Annotated in this window: 10 protein-coding genes; 8 read left to right on the forward strand and 2 right to left on the reverse strand. The window is 52.1% G+C overall.

The genetic code is table 11. From position 1 onward, the window contains the following. Positions 1-78 precede the first annotated feature (78 nt). Positions 79-948 carry a DNA-3-methyladenine glycosylase 2 gene (gene alkA / locus SK35_RS08800; protein WP_048215953.1) on the forward strand — a complete coding sequence of 290 codons (870 nt, stop codon included), beginning with the start codon at positions 79-81 and terminating at the stop codon, positions 946-948. Here the strand turns inward: alkA and SK35_RS08805 are convergent. Further along, positions 916-4,245 carry a diguanylate cyclase gene (locus SK35_RS08805; RefSeq protein ID WP_048216411.1) on the reverse strand — a complete coding sequence of 1,110 codons (3,330 nt, stop codon included), beginning with the start codon at positions 4,243-4,245 and terminating at the stop codon, positions 916-918. The two genes, alkA and SK35_RS08805, sit on opposite strands and share 33 nt — an antisense overlap. A gap of 315 nt (positions 4,246-4,560) precedes the next feature. Between SK35_RS08805 and udk the strand changes: the two genes are divergently transcribed. The 3 genes from udk to asmA all read left to right on the forward strand — a co-directional run bounded on the left by udk (position 4,561) and on the right by asmA (position 7,755). After that, on the forward strand, positions 4,561-5,202 hold the full coding sequence (gene udk / locus SK35_RS08810; protein ID WP_003036776.1) for a uridine kinase: 642 nt from the start codon (positions 4,561-4,563) through the stop codon (positions 5,200-5,202). A 91-nt stretch (positions 5,203-5,293) separates the two neighbouring features. Next, complete coding sequence (dcd, locus tag SK35_RS08815; RefSeq protein WP_003834269.1) at positions 5,294-5,875, forward strand: dCTP deaminase; 582 nt, start codon at positions 5,294-5,296, stop codon at positions 5,873-5,875. Positions 5,876-5,901: 26 nt separating this feature from the next. Further along, positions 5,902-7,755, forward strand: coding sequence for an outer membrane assembly protein AsmA (gene asmA, locus SK35_RS08820; RefSeq protein ID WP_048215954.1), 1,854 nt, complete (start codon positions 5,902-5,904; stop codon positions 7,753-7,755). Positions 7,756-7,799: 44 nt separating this feature from the next. On the opposite strand, the gene SK35_RS08825 is transcribed toward asmA, so the two are convergent. Beyond that, a complete protein-coding gene (locus tag SK35_RS08825) occupies positions 7,800-9,383 on the reverse strand; it encodes a TerC family protein (protein ID WP_032941964.1) in 1,584 nt (527 codons plus the stop codon). Positions 9,384-10,038: 655 nt separating this feature from the next. On the opposite strand from SK35_RS08825, the gene SK35_RS08830 reads away from it, so the two are divergent. From SK35_RS08830 to wcaA, 4 genes are all read left to right on the forward strand, one after another. Beyond that, positions 10,039-11,178: a polysaccharide export protein gene (locus SK35_RS08830; RefSeq protein ID WP_003834266.1), complete on the forward strand. Its 1,140-nt coding sequence runs from the start codon at positions 10,039-10,041 to the stop codon at positions 11,176-11,178. 5 nt (positions 11,179-11,183) lie between these two features. Further along, positions 11,184-11,633: a low molecular weight protein-tyrosine-phosphatase Wzb gene (gene wzb, locus SK35_RS08835; protein WP_032949610.1), complete on the forward strand. Its 450-nt coding sequence runs from the start codon at positions 11,184-11,186 to the stop codon at positions 11,631-11,633. Next, a complete protein-coding gene (gene wzc / locus SK35_RS08840) occupies positions 11,630-13,792 on the forward strand; it encodes a tyrosine-protein kinase Wzc (protein ID WP_048215955.1) in 2,163 nt (720 codons plus the stop codon). The genes wzb and wzc overlap by 4 nt, the downstream gene beginning before the upstream one ends. Positions 13,793-13,864: 72 nt before the next feature. Beyond that, positions 13,865-14,707, forward strand: a complete 843-nt coding sequence (gene wcaA / locus SK35_RS08845) for a colanic acid biosynthesis glycosyltransferase WcaA (RefSeq protein ID WP_000206145.1) — start codon at positions 13,865-13,867, stop codon at positions 14,705-14,707.

Consider the following 14,707-nt stretch of genomic DNA (forward strand, 5'->3'; position numbering starts at 1 on the left):
CCGACAACTGGAATATGAAAGCAAGGCGTACTGATTGAATACCGTTTATGCTTTAGGTTTGCGAAAAAGGAAAACTAAATGTTCACGCTGAGCTGGCAACCGCCTTATGACTGGCCCTGGATGCTGGGATTTCTTGCCGCCCGTGCGGTTGAAGGTGTCGAAACCGTAGAGGAACTGAGCTATGTCAGAAGCCTGTCCGTAGGGGAGCATCGTGGTCTGGTGCGCGTTGTCCCGGATCTGCACGCCAACGTGCTACACGTGACATTGAGCACAGGGTTACAACCGGTAGCTTCCGAGTGCCTGGCAAAAATAACGCGCTTGTTCGATCTTGGCTGTTGCCCGCAGCAAATTATCGGCGCGCTGGGTAGCCTCGGTGCGGCGCGTCCGGGACTGCGCCTGCCGGGATGTGTCGATGCGTTTGAGCAAGGGGTACGGGCGATTTTAGGGCAGTTAGTCAGCGTATTGATGGCCGCGAAACTGACGGCGAAAGTGGCGCACGCTTACGGGGAAGCGCTGGAGGATGCGCCCGAGTATGTGTGTTTTCCTACGCCGGAAGCGCTTGCCAATGCCGATCCGCTACGCCTGAAAGCGTTAGGAATGCCGCTCAAACGCGCTGAAGCGTTGATTCACCTGGCTCATGCAACCCTTGAAGGAACGCTCGCGACAACAGCCCCTGCCGATATCGAACAAGGCGTTAAGCAGCTACAAATGTTTCCCGGGATAGGGCGCTGGACCGCCAACTATTTCGCGCTACGTGGTTGGCAGGCGAAGGACGTTTTTCTGCCGGATGATTATCTGATTAAGCAGCGTTTTCCCGGCATGACACCGGCCCAGATCCGACGGTATGCAGAGCGCTGGAAACCCTGGCGCTCCTATGCGCTGTTACATATTTGGTATACGGATGGCTGGCAACCGTCAGTTGATGGCGAAATTACTGGTATTCAGTAGCAGATCCAGCGGTTGGGCATCGGCAATAATATCGCCATAAATCATATCAACACCGATGCCAGAAAGCGTATCCATGATGAGTGGCAACTGCACCGGACCGGCGATAGTTTTTATGTCCAGGCGCTGGGCATGACCCTGAATAATGGACACCCACATTTCGTCGATCAGGTTGCCGGGAGCGCTGGCACTTAGCTCGCTGTCGAGCAACAGGTAATCGACAATGCGATATTTCAGGTTGTCAAAGAGCTCTAAATCGCGACCAACCTGACTTAATACAATTCGACAGCCGTACTGGCGCAGCCGATGCAGGGCAGACACCGCCTGCGTTGGGTTGGTTTTGATGACGCTTGCCGGAATGGTCAGATGTAGCAATCGCGGCGGTAGTGGACTGCGTTGCAAGTGCTCCAGCAGCTCATCGATAAGTTCTGTGTTGAGCAGGCCGACGGCGGAAAGGGGCAGGGCAATACTGAGGCCCTTACTGGCTACTGCTTGGGCAGAGTTCTGGAAGAACTCGCTAAATACCCGACGGTCAAGCGCCTTGCTTAACGCGGGATCGACCAGCCCAGCGCGGAAGGCTTGCTCCTCAATGACTTCACCCTCAGCGGTGCCTAAGCGAAGCGAAATAATCCAGAAGCTAAACGTCTCCGGTATACGCGGGGAAGCCACACCTCTGGCGATCATCAGCATTGGGTTGTGCATAATGGTGTGTCTTTGTTCATCCAATGTCAGTTGACTACGCGCGGCATGGGCCTGGCTTTGCTGAGGTTCATAGACACAGACTCGTCCACGGCCGCTGTTTTTCGCCGCGTAGCAGGCGATATCGGCCTGAGACATCACATCGGTCGCGATATGGTTTTTCTCATCAATGAGCGTAATCCCTGCGCTGGCGCCAATACGGTGTAAGCGGCCTTCCCATATGAAGTGGTAATCATTAATGGCGCTGATGACGCGACCTGAGATAAAGCGGGCGCTTTCGATATTACAATCCGGTAGCAACAGACCAAACTCGTCGCCGCCCAGGCGTGCCAGCATATCGCTGGATCGCAACATGCTGAGCATAAGCGCTGAGAGTTCACGCAGCAGGGCATCTCCAGCGGCATGACCCGCGCTGTCGTTCACCGCTTTAAAACGATCTAGGTCGATAAAAACCAGCACATGACGCTGGTGCGTGTCGTGTACCGAATGCAGCAATTGTTTTAGATGGTTTTCGAAGCTGACCCGGTTTGCCAACTGCGTCAGGTCATCATGTGAGGCGCTGTAGCTAAGCTGGCGGAGCATCTTCCGCGACTCGGTAACGTCCTGAATAACCAACACCGAGCCGATGCTGCCGCCGTCGAGGGTGCTGAGGGGCGTGATGCTATACTGAATGTCATAACTGTTGCCGTTACGACAATGCAGTACCACTTCCTGTTCGATTGCCGTACGCGACATGTCAGCACTGTAGATATTTTCCATCAGCGGACCGTTCTCGCCAAAAGTAATATGTAGTACCGTCAATAGCGGAATGCCGATGGCACTGTCCTGCTGCCAGCCACTCATTTTCTCAGCGACCGGATTCATAAAGGTCACGTTCATATCGACATCAATACAAATCACCGCTTCGCCGATTGAATCCAGCGTAATGTGAAGGCGCTCTTTTTCCTGATACAGCGCTTCGTTAAGCTGCTTGACTTCGGTCATATCCATATTGATACCAAGTAAGCGTTCAACTTCACCGTCTTTATTCAGTACCCGGTTGGCCAACGAGCGGATATGGCGTATGCCATCTTTTACCGCGATACGAAACTCAAGCTTAAACGGAGCCCGTGCGGCCAGTGAATCACGAATCACATTTTCGGCGTACTCACGATCTTCGGGTACCACACACTCATACCAGACTTGCCAACTGGGCTTGATATGCGCAGGAACTTCGTAGAGATCGAACATCCGTTTATCCCAGCTGATCACGTCAGGCTGGAGTTCCCATTCCCAAATCCCAATCCCCCCGGCTTCATTGGCGAGGGTAATGCGCTCCATCAACCGTTTGTTAATCCACTCGGTATGCTTCAGGTCGTTAATGTCCTCAACCTGCGCGATAAAATAGAGTGGGGTATTGTCGCTATGACGCACCAACGAAACGGCCAGCAACGCCCAGACGACGTCGCCCGAACGGGTGTAATAGCGTTTTTCCATGGAATAGCTATTAATCTCTCCGCGTGCCAGCATGTTCAGCTGTTCAATGTCGTTGTTCAAATCTTCCGGCCAGGTTAATTGCTGGAAGGTCAGTGAACGTAACTCCTCCTGGCTGTAGCCCAGAAACTGACACAAGGCTTTATTGGCCTGTAACCATTGCCCCTCGGTACCGACTAACGCCATGCCAATCGCGGAATATTCCATGGCGTTGCGAAAGCGTGACTCGCTTTCTGAAATGTGCTTGCGTTCGGCTCGAAACGCGTACATCACCATGGTCATCATATTAGCGGGCAACAGGATCATCAAAAACGGCAACCAGGGGATGTCCGTCATCATGTTCGGTTTCGGGGTGTAAAGCAGCGAAGGGTCGGCAGCCAGCATCAGCGAAACCATCATCACGGTGCTGAGGAATATTAAAAACGCCTCCATACGCGGCAGACGGACAGCGCTCCACATCAGCAGGACAATAACGCAGGTAAATGGCCATGGAATGTACATCATGGACAGCCAACTGAGCGTTAAGGTCACCAGCAGGGTAATCAGGGTCTCAAGCAATAATCGCGGGTCGCGATGGCGCAACAGGTAATGTGGTTTAAACAGTAAACCTAACGGCACCAACGCCAGTGCGCCAATGGATTCTGACAGTACCCAAATGAGAAAGGTATTTAACGACGTGTCCTTCGGCAGCAACAACCACATCAAAATGCCGCCCAACAGTGGCGGAACAACCGCGCTACCAAATGCCAGGCGCGCCCAGTCATTCAAATTTTGTAAGGGATTGTACCAGGGCAGCAGTTTACGCAATAACATTGCGCCAACGACAGCCTCAATAATGTTGATAGCAGTATAGGTGAAGCTAAGCGATTCACCGGGGAAGAAGAGTAAGGACGCACCGATATTACCAAATGAACAAGCCAGCGCAATTCCCGGCCACATCTTTCCCGCATGACGGTAAAAAGCCACCATCATGATTGACGTTGGGAACCAAAGCGGGGCAAGCTGTGCGCCGTAACGTGATAGTTCCAGCGAAAACAACGTAAAGATGAAAGCCACCAGACCTAAACTGGCCAGGCGCAGTAGAGGATGGGGTAAGGTAACTAAAACATGTTGGGATTGTTTACTCATTACCACTCTACCCAAATAGCCGTTGTCGCCCAGCAGAGATGCCGGACGCATCACATTTAATCTGGGATTATGCTAGTACAAACAATTTACAATTTATACGCCAGCTGCTCATAAATTAACACTCCCAAGCTATTAATTCCTAAGGCAGGTGAATAAATATAGCGGCTGTTCTAAATCTGACCATTTTAATTTGCGACAGGGACAGCATTGGTGCAGCCTGGGGTGGCATCGCGCCGCTGAAATCCCTATAATTGCCGCGTTTGGCGTTTCGGCGCCGCCCTTCCTTACATCCAGGTTAATCAGGTCGCTAAATTTATGACTGATCAGTCCCATCAGTGCGTCATTATCGGCATTGCCGGCGCATCGGCTTCCGGCAAGAGCCTTATTGCCAGTACTCTTTATCGCGAATTGCGTGAACAAGTCGGTGACGAACATATTGGCGTTATTCCCGAAGACAGCTATTACAAAGATCAAAGCCATCTGTCGATGGAAGAACGCGTAAAAACCAACTACGACCATCCGAACGCGATGGATCACAGCCTGCTGTTTCAACATCTGCAAACGCTGAAACGCGGCTCTGCCATTGAGCTGCCGGTTTATAGCTATGTTGAGCACACGCGTACGCAAGACACTATTCATATCGAACCGAAGAAAGTCATTATCCTGGAAGGCATTTTGCTGCTGACGGATGCGCGTTTGCGCGATGAGATGAACTTTTCTATTTTTGTTGATACGCCGCTGGATATTTGTCTGATGCGCCGTATCAAGCGGGATGTGAATGAACGTGGTCGTTCAATGGATTCGGTGATGGCGCAATACCAGAAAACCGTCCGTCCAATGTTCCTGCAATTTATTGAGCCTTCAAAGCAATACGCCGACATCATTGTGCCGCGCGGGGGTAAAAACCGCATCGCCATCGATATTCTGAAGGCTAAAATCAGTCAGTTCTTTGAATAAGTTCAGCGAATTGTGTACCGTTCAGTGATAACCTGGTTCACCCTTAACGCACCTGGCATTAAGGGTTTGAAGCACGAAAGGAGAAAGTGCCATGCGTTTATGTGACCGAGATATTGAAGCCTGGTTGGATGAAGGTCGCCTGTCGATCACTCCACGCCCTCCTGTCGAGCGAATCAATGGCGCCACGGTAGATGTGCGTCTTGGCAACAAATTCCGTACGTTCCGCGGTCATACGGCGGCGTATATCGATTTGAGCGGACCGAAAGATGAAGTCAGCGCCGCGCTGGATCGCGTGATGAGTGATGAAATCGTCCTCAAGGACGGCGAGGCATTCTTCTTGCATCCGGGTGAGCTTGCGCTGGCGGTAACATTCGAATCCGTGACGCTGCCTTCCGATCTCGTCGGTTGGTTAGATGGCCGTTCATCTCTGGCGCGTCTGGGACTGATGGTACACGTCACCGCACACCGTATCGATCCGGGCTGGTCTGGCTGTATCGTACTGGAGTTTTACAACTCCGGAAAATTACCCCTGGCTCTGCGTCCGGGCATGCCGATTGGCGCATTAAGTTTCGAACCGCTTTCCGGTCCGGCAGCGCGACCATACAACCGTCGTCAGGATGCGAAGTATCGCGACCAGCAGGGCGCCGTTGCCAGCCGGATCGATAAAGACTGAGTGTTTATCAGTCCATTGGGGATAGCATGAGACGATTTCTGACGACGCTGATGATTCTTCTGGTCGTGCTGGTGGCCGGCTTTTCTGCGTTAGTACTGTTGGTGAATCCGAATGATTTCCGCGCGTATATGGTCAAGCAGGTTGCCGCACGTAGCGGGTATCAGCTGCAGTTGGATGGCCCCCTGCGTTGGCACGTATGGCCGCAACTGAGTATCCTCTCAGGGCGAGTGGTGTTAACAGCTGAAGGCGCCAGCGAGCCTCTGGTTCGTGCCGACAATATGCGTCTCGACGTCGCGTTGTGGCCGCTGTTGAGCCACCAGCTCAGCGTGAAGCAGGTGATGCTCAAAGGCGCAGTGATTCAACTGACCCCGCAAACTGAGGCGGTGCGCGGTAAAGATGCGCCCGTTGCCCCAAAAGACAATATGTTGCCCGATCTGGCGGAAGACAAAGGGTGGTCGTTTGATATCGCCCGTTTGCGGGTTGCCGACAGTGTTCTGGTATTCCAACATGAAGACGACGAACAAGTTACCGTTCGTGATATTCGTCTGGAGATGGAACAAGATAGCCAGCACCGCGGCACGTTTGATTTTTCCGGGCGTGTGAACCGCGATCAGCGCGATCTCGCGTTATCCTTTAACGGTACGGTCGATGCCTCCGATTATCCGCACAACTTATCTGCGAATATTGAGCAGTTAAGCTGGCAACTGCAGGGGGCCGATCTGCCGCCGCAGGGAATCAACGGTCAGGGACATCTTCAGGCGCAATGGCTGGAAGAGAAAAAACAGCTTTCGTTTAGCCAGATAAATTTGACCGCCAATGACTCTTCGTTCTCCGGGCAAGCGCACGTATCCTTGTTGGAAAAACCGGAATGGGCCGTCGACCTGAAATTTGGTCAGCTCAATCTGGATAACCTGCTCGTACAACATGACGCAGCGGCGACAGCAAAAGGTGACGTTCAGCAAGGTCAGAGTCAGTCAACGCTGGCGCGCCCCGTCATTGCTTCCCAGGTTGATGCCGTTTCGTATCAAGGACTCAAGGGTTTTTCGGCAGACATCGCTTTGCAGGCTGACAAAGTGCTGTGGCGGAAAATGGCGTTTGAGAATGTTTCGGCAAAAATAGACAACCAGTTCGGCTTACTGAACATTGCGCAGTTGCAGGGAAAAAGTGATGGCGGGCTGATCTCACTGCCCGGCACGCTGGATGCCAGAAAGGGAGAACCGCGAGCGGTCTTTCATCCGCGTCTGGAAGGTGTGGAAATTGGCACGATTCTGAAGGCCTTTGATTACCCCATCGCACTCACCGGCAAGCTGTCGCTGGCGGGAGACTTTTCCGGCTCAGATATTGATGCCCAGGCGTTTCGCCATAGCTGGCAAGGGCAGGCCCATGTCGAAATGAACGATACGCGAATGGAAGGGATGAACTTCCAGCAGATGATTCAACAGGCTGTAGAACGCAGCGGTGGGGATGTTAAATCTCAGCAAAACCTCGATAACGTGACCCGGTTGGATCATTTTGTAACCGATATGACGCTGGATAACGGAGAGGTGACGCTGGATAACATGGCAGGCGAGTCCGCGATGTTGGCGCTAACCGGCAAAGGAACGTTAGATCTGGTGAAGCAGAATTGCGACACGCTGTTTAACATTCGCGTGCTGGGCGGTTGGGATGGCGAAAGTAAGTTAATTAGTTTCCTGAAGGCCACCCCGGTTCCTCTCAGGGTCTATGGCCAGTGGCAATCACTGAACTACAGTCTGCAAGTTGATCAGCTTTTGCGTAAGCATCTGCAGGATGAAGCAAAACGTCGTCTGAATGACTGGGCAGATCGCAATAAAGATTCCCGCAATGGCAAAGATGTTAAAAAGTTGCTGGATAAGCTCTGATTCATATTGCCGGATGGTGGCTAATGCCCCATCCGGCCCGTGACTTACACCTCGTAATCCATCTCTTCTTCACCGTGTAGCGGTATCAGCTGGACCTTTTGCACGCGATGATTTTCCACCTGCAGGGTTTTCAGTCGGTAGTCGCCAACCTGAACTTCCTCCCCGGTTTTTGGGATACGCTGCAAATACTCCATTAACAGTCCGGCAATGGTGTGATACTCACGCTTATCGTCTAACGGGATAGGCACGTACTGCACCAGGTCTTCCAGTGGCATATGTCCGTTAGCGGTCCACGAACCATCGGCGTTTTTCTGAATATCATGGCGGGCGTCGATTTCCTCTACCTCGTTTGGCAGATTGCCGGCGATGGTTTCCATCACATCACTCAGCGTCACAATCCCTTCGACGGAACCAAATTCATCGGCTACAAACGCGAAGTGCGTGCGGGCATTACGGAACTGCTCAAGCGCCGGAAGCAGCGGCAAGGTCTCCGGGAACACCAGCGGCTGGCGAATCAAGACGCGCAGGTCGAGCGGTTCGCCGCGCAGAGACTGTTGCAGCAAATCGATGACATGCACCACGCCCAGCAGTTCCTCCTGCTCGTCTTCGCCAGTGACCACCAGACGCGTATGCTGGTTTTTTTCCAGTAAGGCGCGGATTTCTGCTTCGGGCGCATTGAGGTCAATATGTTCAATATCGTGGCGCGAGGTCATGATACTGCTGACGGTACGCTGATTGAAGTTCAGCACACGTTCAATCATCCGCCGCTCCTGAGGCGCAAAAATCTGACCTTCATGATGATCCGCCAGCATCGCCGCGGTTTCGGCATCCAGTTCGGCATCTTCTTTTTGCCCGCTCAGCAGCCGCATTACCGCCTCGGCGGTGCGCTGGCGCAGAGTATGGTTGGCTGAGAGGAAGCGACGACGGTTAAAGATAGCCAACTGGTTCAATGCTTCGATCATGACCGAGAAGCCGATGGCCGCGTACAGGTAACCTTTCGGGATATGGAAACCAAACCCTTCGGCCACCAGACTGAAACCAATCATCAGCAGGAAGCTCAGACACAGAATAACAATAGTTGGATGGCTGTTAACAAAGCGCGTCAGCGACTTGCTGGCCAGCAACATCAGGCTGATGGCAATAATGACTGCCGCCATCATCACCGCCAGGTGATCGACCATGCCAACAGCGGTAATGACGGAATCCAGAGAGAAGATGGCGTCCAGCACCACGATCTGCGCGACCACACCCCAGAACTTAGCGCCTTTGCGCTGGGTGGGGTTATCGCTGTCTTTCCCTTCCAGCCGTTCGTTGAGCTCCATAGTGGCTTTAAACAGCAGGAAGAAACCACCGAACAGCATGATCAGATCGCGGGCGCTGAAGCTGAGATCGCGAATGCTGAACAGCGGCGTGGTCAGCGTTACCAGCCAGGATATTGATGCCAGCAGCAGCAGGCGCATAACCATTGCCAGCAGTAGCCCGGTAATACGCGCCTTATCCCGCTGGGCAGGAGGTAGTTTCTCCGCGAGGATGGCAATAAAAACAAGATTATCAATGCCAAGAACAAGTTCGATCACGATTAACGTGACCAGTCCGGCCCAGATTGACGGATCGGCAATCCATTCCATAGTAAATGCTATACCCATAGTTGTATGACAATTGTCACAATTCGATCATGGGTAAAACTGGCGAAAAATGCAATGGCGAGAAGGGATTTCTCTGTCGGTTATATCAGAACTGATGCAGGATAATAGCCTTAATGTAACTACAGGAAATGATTTTATTAATCTAAATATATTTAGGAAATATCGCAGGTGGAATATTTCTATATCAACATTGTCAATATCAATAAAATCCTAAAAATATATAAATCCTACGCTTAATATTAATCTTAAAAGCCAGGTATCGGCGGTTTGTTATCTTGCCTGATATTCGCATAGCTGCAACAATTCTTGCGGTAATAATCAAAAGATAAATATTTCCTCATCAATCAGTGGCGCCATTCCCGATGCGTTAACGCTGTAAATGTGATGAAAATAAAGGAGAAGATAAAAATTTAAATTAATCAGTGCATTGGTAGCTAGTGAAGCCAGGGGCGGTAGCGTGTCTGGTCGCCTGAAACAAGCCTAAATTATTCTGTCAAGAGACCGCAGATGAATTCATTTTTTTTAGGACTGATGCCAGTTAAATTCCATTTCAATTAACGGCAAGGTAAATACGTACAGGCGAAGTCGCTATTTAGATTGCATGTGATAAATACTCTGCCAAAGTGATAAATAATCAATGATGAAATCCAAACTTAAATTGATGCCAGTATTGGTATCGGTAATCTTGATAAACGGTTGTACCGTGCTTCCGGGCAGCAATATGTCTACGATGGGCAAAGATGTGATTAAACAGCAGGACGCTGATTTTGATATCGATCGCATGGTGAATGTTTATCCACTCACGCCACGGCTGGTCGAACAATTACGTCCTCGACCAAATGTTGCACAGCCTAATATGTCGCTGGACCAGGAGATTTCCGGATATCAGTACCGGGTAGGCCCGGGGGATGTCCTGAATGTGACCGTCTGGGACCATCCTGAACTCACCACGCCAGCCGGGCAGTACCGTAGCTCAAGCGATACCGGCAACTGGGTGCAGCCTGATGGCACCATGTTTTACCCCTACATCGGCAAAGTCAGCGTGGTAGGAAAAACGTTGGCAGAGATTCGTAGTGATATTACCGGGCGCTTAGCGAAGTACATTGCTGACCCGCAGGTGGACGTTAATATCGCCGCTTTCCGCTCGCAGAAGGCCTATGTCTCCGGGCAGGTGAACAAATCCGGCCAGCAGGCCATCACCAACGTGCCGCTTACCGTTCTCGATGCCATTAACGCCGCTGGCGGTCTCACCGAGGCAGCAGACTGGCGCAACGTTGTGCTGACTCATAAAGGGCAGGAGCAACGTATTTCACTGCAAGCGCTGATGCAAAATGGCGACCTGAGCCAGAACCGCCTGCTTTATCCTGGCGACATTCTGTTTGTTCCGCGTAATGACGATCTGAAAGTCTTCGTAATGGGGGAAGTGAAAAAACAGAGCACCCTCAAAATGGACTTCAGCGGCATGACGCTCACCGAAGCGCTGGGCAATGCCGAAGGTATCGACCTGACCACCTCCAACGCCAGCGGCATTTTCGTTATTCGACCATTGAAAGGCGAGGGCGGGAACAACGGCAAGATCGCCAATATCTATCAGCTTGATATGTCCGATGCGACGTCGCTGGTGATGGCAACATCATTCCGACTCCAGCCATACGATGTGGTGTACGTCACTACCGCGCCGGTTGCTCGCTGGAACCGTTTGATCAATCAGTTGCTGCCGACTATTAGCGGTGTTCGCTATATGACGGACACGGCCAGCGACCTTCACAACTGGTAATCATCATGTTTAACAAAATCTTAGTTGTCTGTGTGGGGAACATTTGTCGTTCCCCGACGGCAGAGCGTTTATTAAGGCAATTTCATCCGGCGTTAACGGTCTCTTCAGCCGGTCTTGGGGCGCTGGTGGGGAAAGGCGCGGATCCGTGTGCTATTAGCGTGGCGCAGGCGCACAACTTGTCACTGGATAATCATTGTGCCCGGCAGATCTCGGGACGCATGTGCCGGGAGTATGACCTGATCCTGACCATGGAGAAGCGCCATATCTCTGCCCTGTGTGAAATGGTACCGGAGATGCGTGGCAAAGTGATGCTTTTTGGGCACTGGGACAGCGAGCGCGAAATTCCCGATCCGTATCGTAAAAGCCGTGATGCGTTTGACGCGGTGTACGCATTACTTGAACGGTCTGCCCGCCAATGGGCTCAGGCACTGAACGCAGAGCAGGGAAAACAATGACAGAAAAAGTTAAACAGTCTGCTGCGCCGGTAACCGGCAATGATGAAATCGATATTGGTCGTCTGGTTGCAACGGTGGTGGAGGCCCGCTGGTGGGTATTAGGCATTACCACGGCTTTTGCATTGTGTGCCGCGGTCTACACACTGTTCGCCACACCCATCTACAGTGCGGACGCGCTGGTGCAAATTGAGCAAAATACCGGAAATTCACTGGTGCAGGATATTGGCTCGGCGTTGTCGAACAAACCTCCGGCCTCGGAAGCGGAAATTCAGCTCATCCAGTCGCGTCTGGTATTAGGGAAAACGGTAGACGATCTTAACCTCGATATCGCCGTTACCAAAGATACATTCCCTATTTTTGGCGCGGGCTGGGACCGGCTGATGGGCCGCCAGAACGAAACGGTTAATGTGACCACCTTCACGTTGCCAAAGGCAATGAATGAACAGACCTTCACGCTCAATGTGCTGAATGACAAAAGCTATCAACTGGTGAGTGACGGGGGTTTTAGCGCCCGGGGGCAAGTCGGCAAGGTGTTGGAACATGATGGCGTGACGATGCTCGTTGAGGCGATTCATGCCAGCCCGGAGAGCCAATTTACCGTCAGCAAATTCTCCACGCTGGGCATGATAAACACCCTGCAAAATAACCTGATGGTGACGGAAACGGGCAAAGACACCGGCGTATTGAGCCTGACCTTTACCGGCGAAGACCGCGAGCAAATCCGCCAGATCCTCGACAGTATTACCCGCAACTATCTGCAACAAAACGTGGAACGTAAATCCGAAGAGGCCGCCAAAAGTCTGGCGTTTCTGGCAAAGCAACTGCCTGAGGTACGTAACCGGCTTGACGTTGCTGAAAACAAGCTGAACGCCTTTCGTCAGGATAAAGACTCCGTGGATTTGCCGCTGGAAGCCAAAGCGGTGCTGGATTCGATGGTGAATATCGATGCGCAGCTGAATGAACTGACCTTCAAAGAAGCGGAGATTTCCAAGCTGTTCACCAAAGCGCATCCGGCGTACCGCACGCTGCTGGAAAAACGCCAGGCGCTGGAAGATGAGAAAAGTAAGCTGAACGGGCGCGTAACGGCGATGCCGAAAACGCAGCAGGAAATTGTTCGTCTGACGCGTGATGTGGAGTCCGGTCAGCAGGTCTATATGCAGTTGCTGAACAAGCAACAGGAACTGAAGATTACCGAGGCCAGTACGGTTGGCGATGTGCGCATTGTCGATCCCGCGATTGCCCAGCCTGGCGTGCTGAAGCCGAAAACGGCGCTGATTATTCTCGGCAGTATCATTCTTGGTTTGATGCTTTCTGTGGTGGGCGTACTGCTGCGTTCTCTGTTTAATCGCGGTATTGAAAGCCCCCAGGCGCTGGAAGAGCATGGTATCAGCGTGTATGCCAGTATTCCGCTATCTGAATGGCAAAAAGCGCGTGATAACGTTCAGACCATTAAAGGTGTGAAACGCTACAAGCAAAGCCAGCTGTTGGCCGTGGGGAATCCAACGGATCTCGCCATAGAAGCGGTCCGCAGCCTGCGTACCAGTCTGCACTTTGCCATGATGCAGGCGCGTAACAACGTATTGATGCTGACCGGCGTCAGCCCATCGATTGGTAAAACGTTTGTCTGCGCCAACCTGGCGGCAGTCATCAGCCAGACCAACAAACGCGTGCTGTTGATCGATTGCGACATGCGCAAAGGCTATACCCACGAACTGCTGGGGACCAATAACGTCAACGGCCTGTCTGAGATCCTGATTGGTAAGGGGGATATCTCATCCAGCGCCAAACCGACATCGATTCCGCATTTTGATCTGATCCCTCGCGGTCAAGTCCCTCCCAATCCTTCCGAGCTGTTGATGAGCGAGCGTTTCGGCGAACTGATTGCCTGGGCCAGCTCGCACTATGACCTGGTGCTGATTGACACCCCACCAATTCTGGCGGTGACCGACGCGGCGATTGTTGGCCGTCATGTCGGCACCACGCTGATGGTGGCGCGTTATGCGGTCAACACGCTGAAAGAGGTGGAAACCAGCCTGAGTCGCTTCGAGCAAAATGGCATCCAGGTGAAAGGGGTGATCCTCAACTCGATATTCCGCCGTGCCAGCGGGTATCAGGATTACGGCTACTACGAATACGAATATACGTCGGATGCGAAATAAATCACCAACCCTGCCGGATGCGGCGAAAACGCCTTATCCGGCCTACAAAAGCGTATCTATCCGGAAACGAAAATGACGACAGAAAACCCGCTAATTTCAATTTATATGCCAACCTGGAACCGCCAGCAGCTGGCCATTCGGGCGATTAAATCGGTGTTGCGCCAGGACTACCCTCACTGGGAGATGATCATTGTGGATGATTGCTCTTCATCATATGAGCAGTTGCAGCAGTTTGTTGAGGAACTCAACGATCCGCGTGTGTCGTATACGCATAATTCCACCAACTCCGGGGCCTGCGCGGTGCGTAATCAGGCCATTATGCAGGCCAACGGGCAATACATTACGGGGATTGATGATGATGATGAATGGACGCCGAACCGCCTGAGCGTGTTCCTGCAGTACCGGCATCAACTGGTCACACGGGCGTTTCTGTATGCCAATGACTATGTCTGTGAGGGCGAAGTGTATTCGCAGCCGACCAGTCTGCCGCTCTATCCGAAGTCCGTTTATTCACGCCGCAGGTTTTATAAGCGCAACATCATTGGTAATCAGGTATTTACCTGGGCATGGCGGTTTAAAGCATGCCTGTTCGATACCACGCTGAAAGCGGCGCAGGATTACGACATCTTCCTGCGCATGGTGGTGGCGTATGGCAAACCGTGGAAGGTCAAAGAGGCGACGCAGATCCTGCATGTGAATCACGGCGAGATGCGTATTACCTCATCGCCGAATAAATTCTCCGGCTACTTTCAGTTTTACCGCAAGCACAAAGGCAAATTTGACCGGGCCAGCAAGAAATATCAGTTGTTTACCCTCTATCAGATCCGCAACAAACGGATGAACTGGCGCACGCTGCTGACGCTGCTTTCTGTTCGTAACAGTAAGCGTCTGGCCGACGGACTGCGAGGACGCTAA

Source organism: Citrobacter sp. MGH105 (genome assembly GCF_001037485.2).
Classification (GTDB): Bacteria; Pseudomonadota; Gammaproteobacteria; order Enterobacterales; family Enterobacteriaceae; genus Citrobacter; species Citrobacter portucalensis.

Bases quoted from the DNA above. Each gene is read 5' to 3' on its own strand.
- asmA (WP_048215954.1), top strand. From the start codon at position 5,902: ATGAGACGATTTCTGACGACGCTGATGATTCTTCTGGTCGTGCTGGTG.
- SK35_RS08825 (WP_032941964.1), bottom strand. From the start codon at position 9,383: ATGGAATGGATTGCCGATCCGTCAATCTGGGCCGGACTGGTCACGTTA.
- wzb (WP_032949610.1), top strand. From the start codon at position 11,184: ATGTTTAACAAAATCTTAGTTGTCTGTGTGGGGAACATTTGTCGTTCC.
- udk (WP_003036776.1), top strand. From the start codon at position 4,561: ATGACTGATCAGTCCCATCAGTGCGTCATTATCGGCATTGCCGGCGCA.
- wcaA (WP_000206145.1), top strand. From the start codon at position 13,865: ATGACGACAGAAAACCCGCTAATTTCAATTTATATGCCAACCTGGAAC.
- dcd (WP_003834269.1), top strand. From the start codon at position 5,294: ATGCGTTTATGTGACCGAGATATTGAAGCCTGGTTGGATGAAGGTCGC.
- wzc (WP_048215955.1), top strand. From the start codon at position 11,630: ATGACAGAAAAAGTTAAACAGTCTGCTGCGCCGGTAACCGGCAATGAT.
- SK35_RS08805 (WP_048216411.1), bottom strand. From the start codon at position 4,245: ATGAGTAAACAATCCCAACATGTTTTAGTTACCTTACCCCATCCTCTA.
- alkA (WP_048215953.1), top strand. From the start codon at position 79: ATGTTCACGCTGAGCTGGCAACCGCCTTATGACTGGCCCTGGATGCTG.
- SK35_RS08830 (WP_003834266.1), top strand. From the start codon at position 10,039: ATGATGAAATCCAAACTTAAATTGATGCCAGTATTGGTATCGGTAATC.